Raw genomic sequence first — 19,617 nt, 5'->3', positions numbered from 1 at the left:
GAAGTTGTCGGGCACCATCCTTGATCCGGTTGCCGCCAGCGGTCTCGCCCGTTGGATCGGCGGTGTACGTGACAGGCGCCGTCTCTTAAATGTAAGTAGTACTGCAAACCCAATAAGACTCTAAATGCTACTGGATGAAACTTCGGTGGCAGGTCACGGCGTCACTACGACCTCATGCACCGCGTTGCGTGGCGCATGACCGGCTCCCGGACTGACGCGCAGGACATTTGCCAGGATGTCTGCTGCGCGCTGGTGGAACGGATCGCTTCCTTCAGGGGCGAGGCGAAGTTCACGACCTGGCTGATCGGAATCGTGCGCAACGCCTGTCATGATCACTATCGGCGCCATTCGACGTTGGCGCGCCTGAAAGGCCACCTCGCCGTGCTTGCGGGAATGGCGCTCCCGCCGGATGGCAGGGATCTTTTTCGTCGCAGCTGGCTCGCGAGCGAGCTGGCGCGGCTTTCGCCGCTGTTGCGGGAGACGGTCGTGCTTGTCGTCGGCGAAGGCATGACGCACGCGGAGGCGGCCACGGCCCTCGGTGTCTCCGAGTCGACGATCTCCGGCCGTATGCACGAGGTGAGGCGACTAGCGAGTCTCGCGAAGGACATCAGCGGATTGGCTTTGCAGCCAGCCAAGTCAGTCAGGATGTTCAATCATCCCAATTGCACGAAATCGCGTCCGAAGCTCCGCCTACTGAACTTTAGATGTTGCCGAGCATTCGCTTCGCCTCCAGAGACGGATCTGCGTGCCTTCGATGTCGTCGCGGCAATCAATTCGCGGCGGCAAAGGAAAATATCGCGGGCGAAACATGAAGCGAGACCACTCCTAGATGCCAAAGAGCGAACCGATGCTTCGAAACGCTGCGGAAAAGCTCGCCCTCACCGTTCCTGAGGCCGCGGTACTGTCTTCGCTGGGACAAACGTCCCTTTACAAGGCCATCAAAGAAGGGCGGCTGCGAATCCGCAAGTATGGCACGCGAACGATCATCACGCGCGTCGATCTGGCCTCCTTCTTGGAAAGTCTGCCCGACGCGACCAAGCAGCCCGAGCGGTGACATCCTCGGCAGCACAGGGGGATAGTCTGAACTCTCAGGCGACCTTCATTGGGGTCACATTGCTCCTTGGTGGTTGCGTTGCGAAGTCTGCGAATGTCTGCATCACATGCAGCCGCTTCTTCAGGGCCTCGCCGCGCTTATAGGCCTTTTCGGCATCATCGCCCGTGATGTGGTGCAGGCAATGCTCGACGATTTCCTCCTCGAAGTGTGTCTGCTCCTGCGCCCAGGTTCGAAACGTCGTGCGGAAGCCGTGCACTGTCAGGGAGTCGTCTCCGGTGAGCTCCTTGAGATATTTGAGCATGGTCATGTTGCTCATCGGTCGCTTTAGACTGCGACCGGGAAAAACGAATTCGTCATTGACGCGGCTCTCGTAAGCCTCGCGCAAATAGGTCAGCGTCTGCCGGGGCAACGGCGTGCGCTTCAACCGCTCGTTCTTGGTGCCGAGAAAGCCAAGATCCCAGATTCCGTTGTCGAGGTCGAGTTGCGCCCAGCGCATGTTCTGAACTTCGGCGGTTCGTCCCAGGGTCAGGATGATGACCTCAAGCGCCCGCGCGCTTTGGGTCGAGATGGCGCTGAGCTTGTGCATGAACGCCGGCAGGTCTTGGTAGTCCATCGCCTTGTGGCCGCCCCGTATCGTGCCACGCCGCCGTTGCCTGGGCATGATCGGTTGCAGTCGGCTGGCCCAATCAGCCGGGTTGTCTTTCGGTCGCAGGTTGTGGGCGATCGCTGCGTCGAGAATCTTCTTGATGATCTGGCGAGCGGAGCGGGAGGTCTCAGGCTGCTGCCAGATCGGCATGAGCACTTTGACGACATGGGCGGTCTCGATCTCGTGGACCCAGTGCTTGTGGAGCGGACGGCAGACGACCTGCACGATGCGCTTCAGCTTTGCTCTCGCGGCCTTGTGCCTCATGCCGGTCTCGTAGGTCTGTCTCCATTCTTCGGCGAACTCGCCGAATCGGCGCGAACCCTGGGTGCGGCGTTTCTCGTCGTCACGGTGCTCTCTCGGATCGGTCCCCTTTGCCAGCAGCCGCAGAGCGTCAATCGCCTTGTCCCTGGCCTCGGACAGCTTCAGGCCGGTTTCCTTGGCCGAACCGAAGCCCATCTTCTTGACGATGCCGTTGCGCTGGTATCGGAACGCCCAGCGGCGGCCGCCGCTTGGGGTGACGATCAGGTAGAGATTGTTGCCGCACGGGTATTCACCGGGCCCGACGGAGAGATAGTTCTTGGCCGTGATCTCGGGCTTTTGAGTTGGAAGCTGCATGGGAGATTCGAACTCCTGTCCCTCGCTGAAAAATGCAGCGTTTCAGGTCAGGGGGATTCTAACTCAGATCGAGGGATGGCCAAATGGACGGTCTGGCGGAGCTCGCCGACGACCGCCGATGGTACGCTGCAGTCGCTGAAAGCGCGAAAACTCACGATCTAACAAGGTGTTATCGTGCGCTTCGGTGATGATCGGCGATGGCGGGTGAAGGGGGCGAAGACGGGCTTGGCGCGCTCGGAGAGATTCGAACTCCCGACCCTCGGAATCGAAATCCGATGCTCTATCCAGCTGAGCTACGAGCGCGCGATGCGGGCCAAATCTCCCGCGTCACCGGGATACCAGACTTGGATGGCCAAGGCCAGCCTCCGCCGGACATGAACGGTCGTTCGCCGAAGCTGGCGGGGCGTCCATGGATGGCGTCAGAAGCAGGGATGCCGGCGGCGGTCCTGGCCGATGTAGGCCGCCGAGCTCTGGTAGCAGTGGTTGGTGGAAGGACCGTCATAGAACGCAAAGCTACCGGGCAGCGGGCCGGGGCCATAATTGTGCAGGAAGCTGATGGCGTAGGGCAGCCCGTAGTGGTGGCGATGATGCCGATGATGGCTGCGCGCCTCGGACGTGGCCGGCACCAGGGCGGCAATTGACACGATCAAGGCGGCGGCGAGGGATGCGAGCTTGCTCATGACTTTTCTTCTCCGGAAAACGACGTCAAGGCCGGCCGTCTGGCTGATAGCCTAACGCGGAAGTGGCGGAAAGGGTGCGCAAAAGGCGATAACCCGTCAAAATTTTGGCCTTTTCCGCGTGCTTAAGAAGATCATGACAAGGTCCGGCAAGTGCCGTCGTGCATTGGGCCCGAGGCGTTGTCGCGACAGCGCCAGAAAAGACCGGGTTTGCCGTCCGATCCATGAATCGCCTGATCCCAAGCGTCGTGCTCCTGCTGGTCGCCGCTAGCCCGGCGCGTGCGGATTTGCACATTACGCGTGACCATGGTGGCTACATCGAAGAGTACAAGGCCAAGTACAGGCACGTCAGGGAAACGCGTCAGCGCGTCATCATCGACGGCATCTGCAATTCCGCCTGCACGCTCGTCTTCGGCTTCGTGCCGCTCAACAGGATCTGCGTCACGCCGAGGGCCAGCCTCGGCTTCCACCAGGCCTATTACGACAAGGCGTTCACGTTCGGCATCAAGGTCACCAGCATGGAGGGGACGTCCGAGCTGATGTCCTATTACCCCGATTCGGTGAAGGACTGGATCCGGCGCAACGGCGGGCTCACCACCGAGATGAAGCGGATCAAGAACGGCATCGAGCTCTGGAAGATCGTCGACCCCTGTCCCGACGTCTGGTGAGGGCACCGCCCGCACAGAATCTCTGTCCCAGCAGACCTCTGCCGGCAATCCGATCGCAAGCCGGCCCGGCGTCCGCGAGGCATCACCGGTCGCTGCGTCGCGCCGCGGATGCCAGGTCCCGGCTCCCAACCGCACGGCGACAAACGAAACAATCCAGCGCCAGATCGTCCCCACTACCGGGCACTGGATTGTTTCGCCAAGACCATCAGCGAAGGTGACGAGTCGCCTTCGGTCCCGAGCCAGGCAGAATCAGCGCTTGGCCTTCTTCGTCTTCTTCGCCGCTTTCTTGGTGGCCTTCTTGGCCGTCTTCTTCGCAGCTTTCTTGGCCGCCTTCTTCACGGTCTTCTTGGCGGACTTCTTGGTCGCGACCTTCTTGGCCTTGGCGGCGGCCCGCTTGGGTGCAGCCCTCTTGGAGGTCTTCTTCGCGGTCTTCTTGGCCGCTCGTCGGGCCTTAGGCGCCGTCGTGATCACCGGATCCTTCGGCACCTCGGCGGGCATGCTGGTCTCGGTCGCGGTCGGATCAGAGAGTGGAGTGTCGTCCATATCGGGTCCCCCGATTTGTTGGAAACCCTGCGACGATAGCTGGATTCTCTGTACTGTCAAAGCGCGCCCCAACTAATCACTTGTGCGCAAGCTTGCGTAGGCTGCCAGCGCGCGCTCCCGCCCGGGCTTGTGATCCACGATCGGCGCCGGGTAGGTGCGGCCGAGTTCAACCCCGGCCTCGGCGAGCTCGAGCGGCTTCGCCGCCCAGGGCTGGTGGATCAGCGTGGCCGGCAGGCGCGCCAGCTCCGGCACCCAGCGGCGGACATAGGTCCCGCGAGAATCGAATTTTTCGCCCTGCAGCACGGGATTGAAGACGCGGAAGTAGGGCGCGGCGTCGGCGCCCGATCCCGCAACCCATTGCCAACTGGCCGGATTGCTGCCCGGGTCGGCGTCGACCAGCGTGTCCCAGAACCAGTGTTCGCCGAGCCGCCAGTCGATCAGAAGATGCTTCACGAGCAGCGAGGCGACCACCATACGGACGCGGTTGTGCATGCTCCCGCTATGCCAGAGCTCGCGCATCCCGGCATCGACGATCGGATATCCGGTTCGCCCGCGCTGCCAGGCCTGCAGCGCTGAATGATCCTGCGCCCAGGGAAAGACATCGAAGGCCGGCTGCAGATTGCGGGTTGCGAGGTCGGGATTGTTGTAGAGCAGGTGGCGGCTGAACTCGCGCCAGCCGAGCTCACTCAGGAACTTGTCGATGCCGGCGGCGGAAGCTGGACGCTCGGCGGCGGCAAATCGCGCCGCATGCCAGACCTGGCGCGGGCTGATCTCGCCGAAACGCAGATGCGGCGACAGCCGGGAGGTCGCCTCGATGTCGGGCCGGTCGCGATCGGTGGCATAGGTCTGCACGGCCGTTTCGAGAAAGCTGGCGAGGCGCGCCTGTGCCGCGCGCTCGCCGGCTTGCCATGACGCTCGCAGGCCGCCGGCCCAGTCGGGCTTGCGCGGCTCGAGCGCGAGCTCACCGATCGGCAAGCTTGCGCCGCCGGGGGCGTGCGACAGCCGGGCCGGCCGCGGCAGCGGCTTCGGCGGATCACCCAGAGCGAGCACCCGCTTCCAGAACGGTGTGAACACGCGCGGGCCGCGCCCATCCTTGCCGCGCAACTCGGCCGGATCGACCAGAAGGTCATCGGGAAACACGCGTGAAGAGACGCCGATCTCGGCGAGTGCTGCTTCGACGCCGGCAGCCACGGCGCGGGGGCCGGCCTGCGCGACGTCGTTCCAATACACCGCGCTGGCCCTGGTTTGGCGCGCCAACTCGCCGAGCACCTTGGCCGCGGAGCCGCGCCGGATCACGAGCTCGGCGCCGAGCGCATGTAGTTCGGCCTGGAGTGCACGCAACGATTGCGCGAGCCACCAGCGCGCCGCGCCGCCGAGCGGACGCAACCCAGGGCTTTCCTGATCGTGGACGTAACTACAAACGATCCGAGTGCCCGACTTCGCTGCTTCATGCAACGCGGGGTGGTCAGACAGCCGCAGGCTCTCGCGAAACCATACGATGATGGGGGAGGAGGACATGATCAGGGTATCTTATTGCCGTTTTTATCGAGAGTTCCGGTATTCTACGCTCCGGAAAATAACCGCTTTGAAACCAACTACGGGCAGTTTGAGATTCAGTTGCAGTTCCCCTGGAAGGTTTATCTCGTGTCCGTCAAATTGAAGCTCGGCACCAAGGCGCTGATTGGCGCCGTTGTCGTGATCGCCCTGAACACAGCTCTCGTGGTCGGCGCGGCGTACTGGTCGCTGTCCTCCGATTTCACGGATCGCGCCAAACGCGACATCGAAGGCAATCTGCGCACCTTCGCGCTGACGTTCACCGAAACGTTCGGCGACGCGAAAGTCAGCGTGCAGAACGGCGTCGTTACGCGCATCGAGATTCCGGCGATTCCCGAGATCAAGGATCACGCGATCGTCGATCGCGCGGTGTCCTATGTCGGCGGCAGCGCCACGCTGTTCGTGGTTGATGACAGCGGCCAGTTCGTCCGCCGCTCGACCAATGTGAAGAAGGAGAATGGCGACCGCGCCGTGGGCACCCAGCTTGCCGCGGATCATCCGGCGCAGGCGCTGCTGCGCCGCGGCGAGGCCTACAAGGGCCCCGCGACGCTGTTCGGCAAGTCGTTCATGACCGCTTATTTTCCTGTCACCAATCCGGCTGGAAAGGTGATCGGCATTCTCTATGTCGGCGTGCCCATGGCCGAGCTCGACGCCATGCTGTCGCAGGCGATGCGGACCATGGTCGTCGCCGCTGCGATCGCCGCGCTGCTGGTGCTTGGCTTGACCATGCTGGCGGTTCGCCGCGTCACCAAGCCTCTCGCCGCGGTGACCGACGCGCTCACCGCCATCGCCGAGGGCCGCGAGGACGTTGCGATCAAGTCCGATGACCGCAGCGACGAGATCGGTGAGATCGCCCGCAGCCTTGTCGTGTTCCGCAGTGCCGCGAGCGAGCGGCGCCGGATGCGCGAGGAGCAGACCGCTGCGGCCGCAGCGGCTGTCGAGCAGCGCAAGGCCGAGCTGCAGCGTTTCGTCGATTCGTTCCAGGCCAGCATCGGCGGCATCATCGAGAACGTCTTGACCTCGTCGGGCGAGTTCGAGCGCGAGGCGCGCCAGCTCACCCAGACGGCGCGGACCACCGCCGACCTGTCCGGCCACTCGGCCGGCGCGTCGGAGACCGCATCCGAGCACGTCCGCACTGCGGCTGCTGCCTCGGACGAGCTGTCCGGCTCGATCGCCGAGATCATCCGCCGCGTGCAGGAGTCCAACGCCATCGCCGCCGAGGCGGTCAACCAGGCGACCGCGACCGACCAGCGCATCAAGGAGCTGTCCGACGCCGGCAACCGCATCGGCGACGTCGTCAAGCTGATCACCTCGATCGCCGAGCAGACCAACCTGCTGGCGCTCAACGCCACCATCGAGGCCGCCCGTGCTGGCGATGCCGGCCGCGGCTTCGCGGTGGTCGCTCAGGAGGTCAAGACCCTGGCCGGCCAGACCGCCAAGGCGACGGAGGAGATCTCCAGCCAGATCGCCAACATGCAGACCGTGACCCAGGAATCGGTCGACGCCATCAAGGCAATCGGCTCGACCATCGAGCGCATCAACGGGATCGCCGCCTCGATCTCCGCCGCCGTCGAACAGCAGCGCGCCGCTACGCAGAACATCACCCAGAGCGTCCGCTCGGCCGCAACCGGCACCGCAGAGGTCGTCGAGAACATCCGCAGCGCGGCGCGCGGGGCAGGCGAGACCGGCGAAAGCTCCAACCGGATGTTCGCCTCGGCCCAGGCGCTGTCCGGCGAGAGCCTGCGGCTGAAGGCCGAGGTGCAGAAGTTCCTCGACGGCATGCGCGCGGCCTGACACGGCTGCTCACCCGTAGAGCAATCGTGGCAGGATGGTCACGATGCCCGGAAACAGCGTGAGCAGAAGCACGAAGCCGATCATGATGAGGAGGTAGGGGGCGGTCACGCGCGCGATGTAGCCGAGACCGTCCTCCGTCAGGCCCTGGATCACGAACAGTGCCCGGGACGACAACAGAGATCTGCGCAAGCGTCTCAAGACATGACCTCGCATTCCCGCGGCATGAGCAGCCCGAGTTCTGCGGCCTGTTTACCCTCTGCAAAACGAGAGGGCGCAGGGAATGCCGGGTGAAGGCCTCACCCATGGCCCGCCTGCGAAAAAAATGCAGGCGGCAGGTACCACAGGCAAAGCCGATCAACCGGCATTCCCTGCGCGATGTCTTCACGCTTATACGCAGTCTCCCTGGTGCGCCGGGCGTGTTGGCCACCATGATCCGCGCGGCGCGCTAGCGCCGTCGCGAACGTGACACCAGCTTCGGGGTGTCAGGACGCTGCGACTTCACGTCCGCGATCATGCCGGTCGTCTGCGCGAAACGCGCGTCCGGCATGGTTCGCGGCCACCGCATCCCGCACCGACGTTCGTGACGACGCGTACGTCCCTCTGCATGGGGCAGGACGACGCGGATCATACACGATTTACGAGAAAACGAAAGAGAAAAATTCGGCCTTTTCGAAATTGGCCGGACGACCTCCCGGCGGCGGTCAGGTGTGATTGCTGTCTCCGCGGCCAGGCTCGATCTTCTGATCCGGTCTCTGCAGGGCCGCATACACGGCGCCCAGCACGACGCTATACGCCTCGACCATCGCCAGCGAAAACAGCGCCGGGCCGGCGCCCAGGCCGAGCGACGTTGCGAACGGTCCAAGGCCGATGGCGGGAAACAACCCGATTCCGAGCAGCAACCAGCCGGCGAGCCCGAGCAGGAAGCCTTTGGCGACACCGCTGCCGCCGGGCAGGCGGTGGAAGAAGCGCCCGAACAGCAGGCCGATCAGGAAGGCTCCGTTGAGCTGCGAGAGCAACCACAGCGGCGCCCCATCATGCATCGCTCCGGCGAACAGGGGCGAGAGCGTGTCGAGAAGCGCCGTGGCGGGATCGAACTGCGGCAACAGGTGAAGCCGGCTCTTGAGCTCCATCAGGCCGATATGCGCCAGCGTCCCGCAGCCCGATGCGACCGCCGATGTCCATATCCAGCGATAGCTGCGTATCGTTGTCATCTCCTCAATTCGCCATGGCTCTGCAGTGATCCGTTGATCTTGCTCAAGCACGAAAGCTCGCCGCGCGCTTAGTTTGCGCAAACTCATCGGTGCCACGTCAAGGAGTTCTGCCATGCGATTAGATCCACGCGCGCTGGTCTTCGCGGCCGCAATCGTGACCGTCACCGCCGCACCGGGCGTTGCCCAGCCGGGCGCGGGCGGACCAGGGTGGGGCCCCGGCATGATGATGGGGCCGGGGATGATGGGCGGTCGGGGCTTCGGCTTCCTGTGCAATCCCCGCATGGCCGGATTTGCCGAATGGCGGATGTCGCAGATCGAGGCCGCCATCAAGCCGAACGACACGCAGCGGGCGCGGCTCGATGATCTCAAGGCGGCATCGGCCAAGGCCGCGGAGCTGATCACGAAGGACTGCCCGGCGACGCCGCCGGTCAAGGCGACCGACCGCCTCGCACTGGCGGAGCAGCGCCTCGACACGATGCAGCAGGCGATCAAGATCGTCCGCCCGGCGTTTCAGGCGCTGTACGACTCGCTCGATGACAAGCAGAAGGCGGCCATGGACGCCAGCGGTCCGCGCAACTGGGGCTGGCATCACTGGCATTGGCCGTGGAGCGACGAGTAGCCGAGACCTGGCGCGGCAGTGGCCGCGCGTCTCGCCTTCCCGGCCGCGCGGCCGTCGACCATCGGTGTCGTCCGGGCGGGCTGGGCGCACTGAGCAGGACGGCATTTGACCGTTCACGGCCCTCGTGTTCCGGCGCGGCATGGCGTAAAGCAGCCGGATCGAAACGAGGTTTCCCGTCACTTGTCCTTTCCCACGACGAATCCGCCGCTCGCCCGCGCCCTGGCCGAGCGCAATTATGAGACTCCGACGCCCGTACAGCTCGCCGTGCTTGCACATGACGCTGTCGACCGTGACCTGTTGGTTTCGGCGCAGACCGGCTCGGGCAAGACCGTGGCCTATGGGCTGGCGCTTGCGAAGAACCTGCTCGGCGAGGCCGAGCGGTTTGCGCGGGCGACCGCGCCGCTGGCGCTGATCGTGGCGCCGACGCGCGAGCTTGCTTTGCAGGTGCAGCGCGAGCTCGCATGGCTCTATCAGCACGCCGGCGCGCGCGTCGTCTCGTGCGTCGGCGGCATGGATCCGCGCCGCGAGCAGCGCGAGCTCGAGGCGGGCGCCCATATCGTGGTCGGCACGCCCGGGCGGCTGTGCGACCATCTGCGGCGCGGGCGTCTCGACATCTCGGAATTGAAGGCCGTGGTGCTCGACGAGGCCGACGAGATGCTCAATCTCGGCTTTCGCGAGGACCTCGAGTTCATCCTCGAGACCACGCCGGAAACGCGCCGGACCCTGCTGTTCTCGGCGACCTTCCCGCGCGGCATCGTGGCGCTGGCCAAGCAGTATCAGGACGACGCGTTCCGGATCGAGGTCGAGGGCGACGAAGGCGGGCATGCCGACATCGAGTACCGCGCCATCCGCATCGCCGCCGACGATGTCGAGCACGCGGTCGTCAACGTGCTGCGCTTCTACGAGTCGCCGAGCGCGATCGTATTCTGCAACACCCGCGAGAAGGTGCGCCATCTGCAGGCGGCGCTGCTGGAACGCGGCTTTTCCGTCGTCGCGCTGTCGGGTGAGCTGACCCAGAACGAGCGAACCACGGCGCTGCAGTCGCTGCGCGACGGGCGCGCGCGGGTGTGCGTGGCAACCGACGTCGCAGCACGCGGCATCGATCTCGCCAAGCTCGACCTTGTGGTCCACGCCGAGCTGCCGAACGATCCCGAGGTGATGCAGCATCGCTCGGGCCGCACCGGCCGCGCCGGCCGCAAGGGCGTGAGCGTGCTGCTGGTGCCGCCGGCGCGGCGGCGGCGGGCGGAAACGCTGCTGAACCTCGCCGGCATCGAGGCCGCGTGGGGCGCGGCGCCGCAAGCTGATGAGATCCGCAAGCTCGATCAGGAGCGCATGCTCCACGACCAGGTGTTCACCGAGGAGACGACGGCGGAGGATCTGGCGCTCGCGCAGGCGCTGCTGGCGGAGCGGTCGGCCGAGGACATCGCCGCCGCATTGGCGCGGCTCTATCGCGCGCGGCTGCCGTCACCCGAGGACATTCTGGATCCGGGTCAGGATCGCGGCCGTGCGCGGGAGGATCGCGGTCGCGACACCGCCAGGCCGGCGCGCGGCGAGGAGCGGCCGCCGGCGCCCCGAACGAAGACAGGAAAGCCGTCGGCGCGCCACGGCATGGGCGAGCCGAGCGTCTGGTTCCGGGCGGCGATCGGGCGCAGGAAGAATGCGGAAGCGCGCTGGCTGCTGCCGATGATCTGCCGCCGCGGCGGCATCGACAAGCACGACATCGGCGCCATCAAGATCCAGGACACGACGACCGAGTTCGAGATCGCCGCGCGCGTCGCCGACGCTTTCACTGCGAACATCCGCCGTCCCGACAAGGAGGACAATATCCGGATCGAGCCGCTGGCGGGCGCGCCCTCGGGGCAGGCCTCGCCGGACAAGCCGCGCGCCGACAAGCGGCCGCCGCGGCGCGAGGCGGACGAGACGGCCTACCATCCGCTGCAGCGCGATGAGCCGCGCGGGGGCAGGGACGCCAAGCCGCGTGGCAAGCCGCATCGCGAGGGGCCGGCGAAACCCGGCCAACAGCCGGCGTTCGCGAACAAAAAGCAGCATCGCGACAAGTCCAGCCACGGCGGACAGACGTATTCAGACAGACCCTCGCGGGCCAAGGCGCCGGGTGGAAAGAAGGCCAAGGCCAAGCGCCGCGGCTGATCGGCCCGGCCCGGGCGGGGGCTGCCGTCGCTCCGCGTGATCGGCAGGTGAGCTACCAGGGAGGAGCCGCGCATGAGCCGGTACGCCGTTCTGTATTTCGCGACACTGGCCGTGCTGCTCGGCTTCGACATCCCGTTCCTGAGCGTCGTCGCCAGGGGCTTCTTCCAGTCGCAGGTCGGCGAGATGCTGGGCGAGATCCGCCCCGTGCCGGCGGTGCTGTTCTATCTGCTCTATGTCGTGGGCGTGCTGATCTTCGTCAGCGGGACGGCCGACGCGACATGGCGCTCGACCTTGCTCTACGGCGCGCTGTTCGGGCTGTTCTGCTACGCGACCTTCGAGCTGACGTCGCTGGCGATGCTCAAGCAATGGACCTGGGCGGTGGTGGCGGTCGACATCAGCTGGGGCGTGTTCGTCACTGCGGTGTCGGCGACAATCGGGCTGCTGATCGCGGACTGGGCGACGCCACGGGGCTGAAGTGGCGTCGGCCCGAAGCGCTCAGAGTTCGAGCCCAGTCTATCGAGATCCCGGGTCCGCCTCTGCGAGGCGTCCCGGGATGACGTCGTTAAACGTCGTTTGCCGCCGTCACTTCGGCTGCGGCACCACGCGCAGATACGGCTTCGGCGCCTTCCAGCCGTTCGGATAGATCGTCTTGGCCTCGTCGTCGGACACCGAGCCGGCGATGATGACGTCCTCACCCTGCTTCCAGTCGGCGGGGGTGGCGACGCGATGCTTGGAGGTGAGCTGCAGCGAGTCGATGACGCGGAGAATTTCCTGGAAGTTGCGCCCGGTGGTCATCGGGTAGACCAGGATCAGCTTGATCTTCTTGTCGGGCCCGATGATGAAGACGTTGCGGACGGTCTGGTTGTCGGCCGCGCTGCGCTTGGACGGATCCCCGGAGATCGCCGCCGGCAGCATGTCGTAGAGCTTGGAGACGTTGTAGTCGGTGTCGCCGATCATCGGGTAGTTCGGCGCGGCACCCTGCGTCTCGCGAATGTCCTCGGACCACTTGGCGTGGTTCTCCACCGGGTCGACCGACAGGCCCATCAGTTTGACGCCGCGCTTGTCGAACTCCGGTTTCAGCCGCGCCAGCGCGCCGAGCTCGGTGGTGCAGACCGGGGTGAAATCCTTCGGATGCGAGAACAAGAGGGCCCAGCTGTCGCCGATCCAGTCGTGGAATTTGATCTTGCCTTCGGTGGTTTGCGCCTCGAAGTCCGGGGCAGTGGAGCCGATCTGGAGAGCCATGGCAGTCCTCAATTCATTGCAGTGGCGGAAATAAATTCTTCTAAACACTATAGGAAATACTGCTCCTCAAGGGAACTGTCTCACGAGAAAGAGAAAAAGATTTCTCTGGAACTCACGGAGCCAACAACTTCTTTTGAGTTCCCGGGCTGCGACGAAACATCCGTGAGACGACCGGTTGCCCAGATTTCGCCATCTGGCGGTCGCAACACGCCGCCCCCTGACGGCCCTCGGCATTGAACCGTGATCGAGGTCACTGCGGCAAATCGGCAACCGATACAAAAACCCACAGCAGCGTTTCGAACCGTTAACCACTCGTTCAGACGCGCGCCGACAAGGTGGGTCAACACAGCAACTGAGAAGAGAACATGGCTACCTCTGCACCAAAAACCATCGGCATCGATGGTCTCGAACCGTCCTCCTGTGAGACCGCTGCTTTCGCGCTCGGCATCGTGCGCGACGGCGTGATCACCGGTGAGGGTCCGACCACCGCGGGACGCGTGCATTTCTCCCGGGTGCTCGATGCCGACGACGTCGCCTGGTGCGTGCGCATCCTCACCGCCGCTGCGGTGAACGATGCCCCGGTGAGCCGTGCCGAAGCCGAGGCCCTGTTCGCGATCGACCAGGCCGCGACCGAACGCAACGATAACGGCCGGTTCGAGGACCTGCTCGCCAAGGCGATTGCGCATCACACCGCCTCCGCATCCGGCCTGCCGGTGCCGCCGCGCAGCGTCGCGCTGGCCGCCGAGACCGACATCGCGAGCTGGGCGCCGGCCAATGCGCGCGGCGTCCGCACCGACGTGCTGGAATGGGTCGCCAAGCAGATGCGCGGCAAGCGCCAGGGCAACCGCGTCCTGAGAGCCATGGTCGCGACGCTCGTCGGCGTCACCGTGCTGCCGCTGGCGCAACTGCCGTCGATGATCGACATCGGGATGTAAGCGCAGCACGCCTCATCCACGAGACCGAGTTCGAGGAGCGCGATGACATCATCGCGCTCTTTTCTTTTCGGCGTATGCGTGGCGTGCGTCGGCTCCTGTAGGCGCAGACCCGCTGCTTGACGAGGCGGACCGGTGGCATTGAAATACTCCGCTGGCGCCGGTGCACCTGCCGTGATTGCGCAGATCGGGGGATATCGTGGAGATCGTGATCCGAAGCCTCGAAGCTTGGCTTTTTGGCTTCGTATGTGCGCTGCCCTACATCTGGAACAGGCGTTACGTTCCGCGGGTGCTCCTGAGCGCGTTCGCGCCGATCCTGTTCCAACTATGGCTGTTGTGGAATCTCAAGGGAGCCTGGTTCGCGGTCGCGCGGGACTTCGCGTTCTCTGGCGATCTTGTGCTGGAAATCTTAGGAGGGATTTGCGCCGCACAGGTGAGGCTTATTCTGGCGCGCTGGGGCTTACAGACCTCGAACGATCGAGGTCTCATCGATCGTTTGCGGAGTTTGCACTCGGTGGTGCTAATGTTGCTGTCGCTCGCTGCTGCTGCCCTGGCGACATACCTCATGCTCGAGTGGACATCCGGGTTCGAATGGCAGCCCTACATCGCGATCGTGATTGCGATCATGTCTGTCGCCATTTGTCTGGCGTGGCTCTATCGGCTCAACACGATCGCGTTTGTCTGGACCGGGGCCGCGGGCGGCTATCTCGGCAGCTTTGTCGCGGCCGTGCATCGCGAATGGGACATCATCACGGCAACTGCGAGTCGCCAGCACTATGATTATGCAATCGAGATGCTCATGATTCCGGAGTACTTCCTATTTGCTGCGGCCGGCGCGCTCGCAGCGGGACTGATGATCGGCTTCTCGTTCGTTGCGCTCAGACTGCAGCGCATGCGGACCACGATAGCTGTCCGTGCGTCTGGCTAGACGAGTGTTTCCTTAGAACCGACGGTGGTTGCTGGGTTGAGCTCTCGCCGTCTCCACGGCTGTCATGCTCCGCGAAGGTGGAGCATCCAGTAGTCCGCGGCAGAAGATATTGAACCGAGACGTCACGGCGTACTGGATCGTCCGCCTTCGCGGACGATGACAGCGGGGGTCTGCACGTCCATATCAATATGGCCAGGACTTTGGAAACGGTCGTCTAGTGCCAATGCGAATTTGCAAGGCGGAAGGAGCCTTTGACCTAGCAAACAAGAATGCCCCGCTTTCACGGGGCACTAAGTCTTTTGGTCTTGGACGGGCGTCGCAACGCCTGACTACTTCGCCGCCGCCTTCTGCTTCGGCGCTTCCTCGTCCAGGCCCACGGTGCGGCCGGGGAAGCCGGCGACGTCGAAATAGCGCTGGGTGCCGACGCGCTGCAGCTTCAGCACGGTCCGCAGGCCGCCGGCGGCCGGGTCCGACTTGATGACGTCCGACGTCGCCTTGGGCGTTGTGCCGTTCGGCATCGCCTCGGTCATGATGCGGCCGATCAGCTTGCCCTTCGGCGCGACCTTGAGGTCGAGCAGCTTCGCCGCGGTGATGCCGACATCGGCATTGCTGACGGGCAGGGGATCGACGAAGCCAGCCTTGAAGTCGGGTCCGATGGCCGCCATGAAGTTGTAGGTGTCGCCGCGGCCGAACGAGCCATGCATGCCCTGGCCCTGGCGCAGCACGGTGTCGGCGACCTCGACCTGGCAGTTGGACGGCTGGTCGCAGTCCGGCGCGACGTAGGAGCGGAAATTGACCACGATCGCCGGGTGCGGCGTCACCGCCTTGCCCTGCAGGTTGATCCGCGACAGCGGCAGCGTGCCGGGAATCTCGCCGAGCTTGTCGTCGACGAAGATGCCGGAGACGTAGTCCTGCGCCAGCAGCGCCTTGACGGTACGGCGGGCGAGCTTCCTGTCGTTGTTGGGCAGATAGATCAGGTCGGAGCCGCCATTCGTGGCGACGACGAGGTCGGGCTTGGCAGGATCCTTGCCGAGCACGCCGTTGCCGGCCTTCGGGTGCTTGCCCTCAGATACGGCCGCGTTCTTGTCGTTGGGATCGAACAGCGGCAGATCGAGCGCCTTGGCGAGGTCGATCGCCAGGAAGCCCATCGGCAGGAAATCCTTCGGCGTGTCGTCGTAGCCGACCTTGGCCGACGGGCTCGTCTTGCTCTCCTTGGAGATGGTCGAGAAGCCGTGGTCGGCCTGGACCATGATGTTGGTCGAGGCGGCAAGCCCGAGATCGTCGAGCGCCTTGCGCAGCGCCGCCAGATTGTCGTCGGCATTCCTGATGCCGGCCATCGAGGTCGGGCCGTTGATGCCCGGCGTGATGGTGTTGAGGCTGTCGCCGTGATTGTGCTGGCTGCCGTCCGGGTCGCGCGACCAGAACACCAGAACGAACGGCTTGTTGCGGGCCTTGAACATCGGCAGCACCGCCTTGGTGGCGACGTCGACCATGTAGGCCTGCTGCGCGACGTTGGCCGAGGTCGTGCCTGGCGTCTTGGCGTCGCCCGCCTTTCCGTTGTCGCCGCGCGACGGCGTCGCCAGCGGCAGGCCGGCCTTGGTCATGGCGTCCTTGACCTCGTCGGTCACCGGCACGCCATTCTTGTTGCCGGTGGAGTCGTCGATCACGATCGAGGAGGTCGCGCCGGGCTTGCAAGGGCAGCCGGTGTGGTCGAACAGATAGGTCGGGCCGAGCTTGCCGATCGCGGCGGTCGAGTAACCGGCCTTGCGGGCAAGCTTCAGGATCGTGTCCTCGTTGAGGTAGTCGCCGTTGAAATGCTCGTCGATGTCGCCGAGCACGGCGTCGTTCTCGATGAAGGGCACGACGGTATCGCCGGCCGGCGCCGAGGTGTAGCCCGTGAAGATCGTGTTCGAGAATGTGCCGGTGTCGCCGAGATAATGGCCGGTCGCCATGGCCGAGCCGTTGGCCATCGTGAAGGTCGGAAACAGCGAGTGCGAATTCTTGAAGTTGACGCCCTTGTCGCGGACGGCGGCCATGGCCGGGGCGGTCTCCGGCGTCACCTTGAGCGCACGCAGGCCGTCGGGAATGAACAGGATGAGATTATGGGGGGTGGCGTTCTGCGCAAATGCGGCTCCGGACGACAGCAAGGTCAGTCCGGCGCACAGCAGCACGAGCGGGCGGCGCATTGAAAACTCCTGAAGGCAATCGGCGGAATCGCGGCGTCTCGCCGCAGGGAAGAGCTTTAGTTTTGCCGGGTGACAGTTTTGTTACAAGAGGCTCGGAGGCCGCCGGCAGCGCTCCGGGCAGGATTTTCTTGCGGCGGGCTCGTCGGTGGCAGGAACTAGGGTATGGCTTTCTGGTTGTCGGCTCACAATCAACAGGAGCACACCATGCCTGCCGACAAAGACCTCAACGAGCTCTTCCTCGATACCCTCAAGGACATCTACTACGCCGAGAAGCAGATCCTGAAGACGCTGCCGAAAATGGCCAAGGCGGCGCAGTCGGAGAAGCTGGCGGCGGCGTTCGAGAAGCACCAGGAGGAGACCGAAGGCCAGATCGAGCGGCTCGAGCAGATTTTCGAGCTGATCGGCAAGCCCGCCCGCGGCAAGAAGTGCGATGCGATCGAGGGCATCATCGACGAGGGCAAGGAGATCATGGACGAGTACAAGGGGACACAGGCGCTCGACGCCGGCCTTCTTGCTGCAGCGCAGGCGGTCGAGCACTACGAGATGTCGCGCTATGGCACCCTGAAGGCCTGGGCCCTCAAGCTCAACCTGCCGAAAGCCGCCAAGCTGCTCGACCAGACGCTGAATGAAGAGCGGAAGACCGACGAGACGCTGACCAAGATCGCTGAGACCGCGGTCAACTACGAAGCTGCGGCCTGATCGTCAGGTCGATCGTCGTGACCACAACGCCGCCGCCAGCGTGCCACCAGCGCCGGCGGCGTCGTCACGAGTCGCACCTTTGGAGGCTGGTTGGGGCCTGCCAAGGTGCCGACCTCGATCTTCTCCCGCCGGTTGCGTCTTTCCCTGCGTTCTGACGAAGCAGGGGCTGCAAGTCGGTCGCTGCCTATCGGATGGTTCCGATCCCGGCCAGGATGAGGTCGATGCCGGCAAGAAACTGCGCGCGGTCGTCGTGCTCGCGCAGGTCCGTCGCCACGCGATGGGCGAACGGGTACTTGGCGGAATCGAGCTGCGCCCATTGCGCGGCGACCGATCCGAGGAACGCCGCGCGGTCCGTCTCGCGCGGCAGCAGGCGGGCGTTCGCGGCGTTCTGCCCGGCCACGCCGAGGATGTAGTTCACGAGCGCAGACGCGGCATCGAACAGGGCTCTTTCGGGGACACCGAGCGTCTGGAGCCGTCCGCCGACGCTTTCGACGATCTGCAGCACCGCGGACCGCCACGGTTCACGGAAAAGCTGGGCGCCCACCCAGGGGTGGGCGTCGATTGCATCGAACACCCCGAGCGCAACGGCACGGATTACCTGTCGCGGCTCGGCATCGCCGCCGACACCGGTCATGACGCGGGCAATGACGTCATCGGTGGCCGCTGCGAGCAAGTCGCTCTTGTTGGCGACGTGCCAGTAGATCGCCCCGCTCCCGGTTGCCAGCCGAGCCGCGAGCGCGCGGAAGGTCAGAGCGCTTTCGCCGCCGGCGTCCAGGATCTCGATCGCCGCCTCGACGATCTTCTCCTTCGAGAGCGCGTCCGCGCGCCGTTCCGTCCGTATTGATCTGGTCGCCATGACCATCATCTTGACATGATTGGAACGTTGTTCCAATCCGGTTTTGTGGAACGGTGTTCCAGGCCGGTTGAAAGGCAGATGATGACGACACCCGTCACGATCGTCGGTGCGGGCCTCGGTGGCCTCACGCTCGCACGCGTCCTCCATGTCCACGGCGTCCCGGCGACGATCTATGAGGCGGAGCCGTCCGCGGAAGCTCGGACGCAAGGCGGCCAGCTCGATATTCACGAGCACGACGGGCAACGTGCCCTCGCAGACGCCGGCCTCATCGACGCGTTCCGTGCGATCATCCATGACGGCGGCGCGGCTTCGCGCGTGCTCGACCCGCATGGCACGGTGCTGCTAGCACAGGCCGATGACGGTCGACGCCCCGAGGTGTTGCGCGGCGATCTGCGGCGGCTTCTTCTCGATTCCCTTCCAGATGAGACGATCCGGTGGGGCAAGAAGCTGACCGGCGCCGTGCCCCTCGGCGACCACAGGCATGAACTGAGATTCGCGGACGGGTCGAGCGTGGTCACGAGCCTCCTGGTCGGCGCCGACGGCGCCTGGTCGAAGGTTCGGCCGCTGTTGTCGGCCGCCAAGCCGGAATATGTCGGCACGACGTTCATTGAGACCTACCTGCATGACGCCGACGAGCGGCACACCGCGGCGGCCGAGGCGGTCGGCGGCGGCGCATTGTTCGCGCTCGCTCCGGGACAGGGGATCTTCGCCCACCGTGAGACGGGAAGCGTTCTTCACGCCTACGTCGCGCTGAACCGCTCCGCCGCGTGGATCGCCGGCATCGACTTCACGGACGCTGCCGCCGCGACGGCCCAGATCGCGGCCGAGTTCGACGGATGGGCGCCTGCGCTCACCGCGCTGATCACCGACGGCGAAACCCCGCCGGTCCCGCGCATGATCCACACGCTTCCGAACGACCATCGGTGGGACCGTGTGCCTGGGGTGACGCTTCTCGGTGATGCCGCGCACCTGGCGCCGCCGGCGGGCGAGGGCGCGAACCTGGCGATGTTCGACGGCGCCGAGCTCGGCAAGGCGATCGCTGCCCACCCCGGCGACATCGAAGCGGCACTCGCCATCTACGAAGCAGCGCTATTCCCGCGCAGCTCGTCGGCGGCCGCAGGCGCGCATCAAATCCTCAAGCTCTGCCTCGGCGACAGCGCACCATTCGGGCTCGTCGACTTCTTCAACGGTGCCCTGGAGAGGTAGGGCGGGCTCCCGCCTTCGTCACCGTGCCCACCGCCATCA

At 65.0% G+C, this 19,617-nt stretch carries 18 protein-coding genes, 1 tRNA gene and 2 pseudogenes; 11 read left to right on the top strand and 10 right to left on the bottom strand.

Features of this window, described 5'->3' with window-relative positions; genetic code table 11:
- Nucleotides 1–168: 168 nt before the first annotated feature.
- Together ACQR1E_RS32065 and ACQR1E_RS32060 are read left to right on the top strand one after the other, a co-directional pair.
- Nucleotides 169–891, top strand: a pseudogene (locus tag ACQR1E_RS32065) (RNA polymerase sigma factor); the annotation flags it as partial.
- Nucleotides 830–1,054: a helix-turn-helix domain-containing protein gene (locus tag ACQR1E_RS32060; protein WP_434898012.1), complete on the top strand. Its 225-nt coding sequence runs from the start codon at nucleotides 830–832 to the stop codon at nucleotides 1,052–1,054. The pseudogene ACQR1E_RS32065 and the gene ACQR1E_RS32060, both read left to right, overlap by 62 nt.
- A gap of 34 nt (nucleotides 1,055–1,088) precedes the next feature.
- On the opposite strand, the gene ACQR1E_RS32055 is transcribed toward ACQR1E_RS32060, so the two are convergent.
- The 3 genes from ACQR1E_RS32055 to ACQR1E_RS32045 form a co-directional block, all read right to left on the bottom strand.
- On the bottom strand, nucleotides 1,089–2,315 hold the full coding sequence (locus ACQR1E_RS32055) for a tyrosine-type recombinase/integrase (RefSeq protein ID WP_434898011.1): 1,227 nt from the start codon (nucleotides 2,313–2,315) through the stop codon (nucleotides 1,089–1,091).
- A 226-nt stretch (nucleotides 2,316–2,541) separates the two neighbouring features.
- A tRNA-Arg gene (locus ACQR1E_RS32050) sits at nucleotides 2,542–2,618 on the bottom strand.
- A 116-nt stretch (nucleotides 2,619–2,734) separates the two neighbouring features.
- Nucleotides 2,735–2,995, bottom strand: a complete 261-nt coding sequence (locus tag ACQR1E_RS32045) for a hypothetical protein (protein WP_315717684.1) — start codon at nucleotides 2,993–2,995, stop codon at nucleotides 2,735–2,737.
- Nucleotides 2,996–3,216: 221 nt separating this feature from the next.
- On the opposite strand from ACQR1E_RS32045, the gene ACQR1E_RS32040 reads away from it, so the two are divergent.
- Nucleotides 3,217–3,660 (top strand): hypothetical protein, encoded by a 444-nt coding sequence (locus ACQR1E_RS32040; protein ID WP_315717685.1) that lies wholly within the window; start codon nucleotides 3,217–3,219, stop codon nucleotides 3,658–3,660.
- Between the two features lie 249 nt (nucleotides 3,661–3,909).
- Here the strand turns inward: ACQR1E_RS32040 and ACQR1E_RS32035 are convergent, their stop codons facing one another.
- Both ACQR1E_RS32035 and ACQR1E_RS32030 read right to left on the bottom strand, forming a co-directional pair.
- Nucleotides 3,910–4,203: a histone gene (locus ACQR1E_RS32035; RefSeq protein ID WP_316188466.1), complete on the bottom strand. Its 294-nt coding sequence runs from the start codon at nucleotides 4,201–4,203 to the stop codon at nucleotides 3,910–3,912.
- Nucleotides 4,204–4,275: 72 nt separating this feature from the next.
- Nucleotides 4,276–5,721, bottom strand: coding sequence for a cryptochrome/photolyase family protein (locus ACQR1E_RS32030; protein WP_434898010.1), 1,446 nt, complete (start codon nucleotides 5,719–5,721; stop codon nucleotides 4,276–4,278).
- A 126-nt stretch (nucleotides 5,722–5,847) separates the two neighbouring features.
- Here ACQR1E_RS32030 and ACQR1E_RS32025 point away from each other — a divergent pair, with 126 nt between their 5' ends.
- Complete coding sequence (locus tag ACQR1E_RS32025) at nucleotides 5,848–7,551, top strand: methyl-accepting chemotaxis protein (protein WP_315717688.1); 1,704 nt, start codon at nucleotides 5,848–5,850, stop codon at nucleotides 7,549–7,551.
- A 9-nt stretch (nucleotides 7,552–7,560) separates the two neighbouring features.
- Here the strand turns inward: ACQR1E_RS32025 and ACQR1E_RS32020 are convergent.
- Nucleotides 7,561–7,710, bottom strand: a pseudogene (locus ACQR1E_RS32020) (C4-dicarboxylate ABC transporter permease); the annotation flags it as partial.
- 542 nt (nucleotides 7,711–8,252) lie between these two features.
- Nucleotides 8,253–8,876, bottom strand: a complete 624-nt coding sequence (locus ACQR1E_RS32015; protein WP_316203030.1) for a hypothetical protein — start codon at nucleotides 8,874–8,876, stop codon at nucleotides 8,253–8,255.
- On the opposite strand from ACQR1E_RS32015, the gene ACQR1E_RS32010 reads away from it, so the two are divergent.
- The 3 genes from ACQR1E_RS32010 to ACQR1E_RS32000 all read left to right on the top strand — a co-directional run bounded on the left by ACQR1E_RS32010 (nucleotide 8,875) and on the right by ACQR1E_RS32000 (nucleotide 12,003).
- On the top strand, nucleotides 8,875–9,381 hold the full coding sequence (locus tag ACQR1E_RS32010; protein ID WP_316175958.1) for a Spy/CpxP family protein refolding chaperone: 507 nt from the start codon (nucleotides 8,875–8,877) through the stop codon (nucleotides 9,379–9,381). The genes ACQR1E_RS32015 and ACQR1E_RS32010 overlap by 2 nt on opposite strands.
- Before the next feature lie 180 nt (nucleotides 9,382–9,561).
- Nucleotides 9,562–11,529, top strand: coding sequence for a DEAD/DEAH box helicase (locus ACQR1E_RS32005; RefSeq protein WP_316170840.1), 1,968 nt, complete (start codon nucleotides 9,562–9,564; stop codon nucleotides 11,527–11,529).
- A gap of 72 nt (nucleotides 11,530–11,601) precedes the next feature.
- Nucleotides 11,602–12,003, top strand: coding sequence for a DUF2177 family protein (locus tag ACQR1E_RS32000; protein WP_434898009.1), 402 nt, complete (start codon nucleotides 11,602–11,604; stop codon nucleotides 12,001–12,003).
- 108 nt (nucleotides 12,004–12,111) lie between these two features.
- Here the strand turns inward: ACQR1E_RS32000 and ACQR1E_RS31995 are convergent, their stop codons facing one another.
- On the bottom strand, nucleotides 12,112–12,771 hold the full coding sequence (locus ACQR1E_RS31995; RefSeq protein WP_315717694.1) for a peroxiredoxin: 660 nt from the start codon (nucleotides 12,769–12,771) through the stop codon (nucleotides 12,112–12,114).
- A gap of 365 nt (nucleotides 12,772–13,136) precedes the next feature.
- On the opposite strand from ACQR1E_RS31995, the gene ACQR1E_RS31990 reads away from it, so the two are divergent.
- Nucleotides 13,137–13,706 carry a hypothetical protein gene (locus ACQR1E_RS31990; protein WP_315717695.1) on the top strand — a complete coding sequence of 190 codons (570 nt, stop codon included), beginning with the start codon at nucleotides 13,137–13,139 and terminating at the stop codon, nucleotides 13,704–13,706.
- Between the two features lie 196 nt (nucleotides 13,707–13,902).
- Nucleotides 13,903–14,631 (top strand): hypothetical protein, encoded by a 729-nt coding sequence (locus tag ACQR1E_RS31985; RefSeq protein ID WP_315827866.1) that lies wholly within the window; start codon nucleotides 13,903–13,905, stop codon nucleotides 14,629–14,631.
- Nucleotides 14,632–14,960: 329 nt separating this feature from the next.
- On the opposite strand, the gene ACQR1E_RS31980 is transcribed toward ACQR1E_RS31985, so the two are convergent.
- Nucleotides 14,961–16,817, bottom strand: a complete 1,857-nt coding sequence (locus ACQR1E_RS31980) for an alkaline phosphatase family protein (protein WP_316165046.1) — start codon at nucleotides 16,815–16,817, stop codon at nucleotides 14,961–14,963.
- 204 nt (nucleotides 16,818–17,021) lie between these two features.
- On the opposite strand from ACQR1E_RS31980, the gene ACQR1E_RS31975 reads away from it, so the two are divergent.
- Complete coding sequence (locus ACQR1E_RS31975) at nucleotides 17,022–17,516, top strand: ferritin-like domain-containing protein (RefSeq protein ID WP_315776574.1); 495 nt, start codon at nucleotides 17,022–17,024, stop codon at nucleotides 17,514–17,516.
- A 184-nt stretch (nucleotides 17,517–17,700) separates the two neighbouring features.
- Here ACQR1E_RS31975 and ACQR1E_RS31970 read toward each other — a convergent pair whose 3' ends face one another.
- Nucleotides 17,701–18,372, bottom strand: a complete 672-nt coding sequence (locus tag ACQR1E_RS31970; RefSeq protein WP_434898008.1) for a TetR/AcrR family transcriptional regulator — start codon at nucleotides 18,370–18,372, stop codon at nucleotides 17,701–17,703.
- Between the two features lie 81 nt (nucleotides 18,373–18,453).
- Between ACQR1E_RS31970 and ACQR1E_RS31965 the strand changes: the two genes are divergently transcribed.
- On the top strand, nucleotides 18,454–19,578 hold the full coding sequence (locus tag ACQR1E_RS31965; RefSeq protein WP_434898007.1) for an FAD-dependent oxidoreductase: 1,125 nt from the start codon (nucleotides 18,454–18,456) through the stop codon (nucleotides 19,576–19,578).
- Nucleotides 19,579–19,617: the final 39 nt, after the last annotated feature.

The organism is Bradyrhizobium sp. HKCCYLRH1030, assembly GCF_051168395.1.
GTDB lineage: Bacteria > Pseudomonadota > Alphaproteobacteria > Rhizobiales > Xanthobacteraceae > Bradyrhizobium.
This window is presented reverse-complemented; position numbering and strand designations above follow the sequence as displayed.

Bases quoted from the DNA above. Each gene is read 5' to 3' on its own strand.
- ACQR1E_RS32060 (WP_434898012.1), top strand. From the start codon at position 830: ATGCCAAAGAGCGAACCGATGCTTCGAAACGCTGCGGAAAAGCTCGCC.
- ACQR1E_RS32055 (WP_434898011.1), bottom strand. From the start codon at position 2,315: ATGCAGCTTCCAACTCAAAAGCCCGAGATCACGGCCAAGAACTATCTC.
- ACQR1E_RS32045 (WP_315717684.1), bottom strand. From the start codon at position 2,995: ATGAGCAAGCTCGCATCCCTCGCCGCCGCCTTGATCGTGTCAATTGCC.
- ACQR1E_RS32040 (WP_315717685.1), top strand. From the start codon at position 3,217: ATGAATCGCCTGATCCCAAGCGTCGTGCTCCTGCTGGTCGCCGCTAGC.
- ACQR1E_RS32035 (WP_316188466.1), bottom strand. From the start codon at position 4,203: ATGGACGACACTCCACTCTCTGATCCGACCGCGACCGAGACCAGCATG.
- ACQR1E_RS32030 (WP_434898010.1), bottom strand. From the start codon at position 5,721: ATGTCCTCCTCCCCCATCATCGTATGGTTTCGCGAGAGCCTGCGGCTG.
- ACQR1E_RS32010 (WP_316175958.1), top strand. From the start codon at position 8,875: ATGCGATTAGATCCACGCGCGCTGGTCTTCGCGGCCGCAATCGTGACC.
- ACQR1E_RS32015 (WP_316203030.1), bottom strand. From the start codon at position 8,876: ATGGCAGAACTCCTTGACGTGGCACCGATGAGTTTGCGCAAACTAAGC.
- ACQR1E_RS32000 (WP_434898009.1), top strand. From the start codon at position 11,602: ATGAGCCGGTACGCCGTTCTGTATTTCGCGACACTGGCCGTGCTGCTC.
- ACQR1E_RS31995 (WP_315717694.1), bottom strand. From the start codon at position 12,771: ATGGCTCTCCAGATCGGCTCCACTGCCCCGGACTTCGAGGCGCAAACC.
- ACQR1E_RS31990 (WP_315717695.1), top strand. From the start codon at position 13,137: ATGGCTACCTCTGCACCAAAAACCATCGGCATCGATGGTCTCGAACCG.
- ACQR1E_RS31980 (WP_316165046.1), bottom strand. From the start codon at position 16,817: ATGCGCCGCCCGCTCGTGCTGCTGTGCGCCGGACTGACCTTGCTGTCG.
- ACQR1E_RS31975 (WP_315776574.1), top strand. From the start codon at position 17,022: ATGCCTGCCGACAAAGACCTCAACGAGCTCTTCCTCGATACCCTCAAG.
- ACQR1E_RS31970 (WP_434898008.1), bottom strand. From the start codon at position 18,372: ATGGCGACCAGATCAATACGGACGGAACGGCGCGCGGACGCGCTCTCG.
- ACQR1E_RS31965 (WP_434898007.1), top strand. From the start codon at position 18,454: ATGACGACACCCGTCACGATCGTCGGTGCGGGCCTCGGTGGCCTCACG.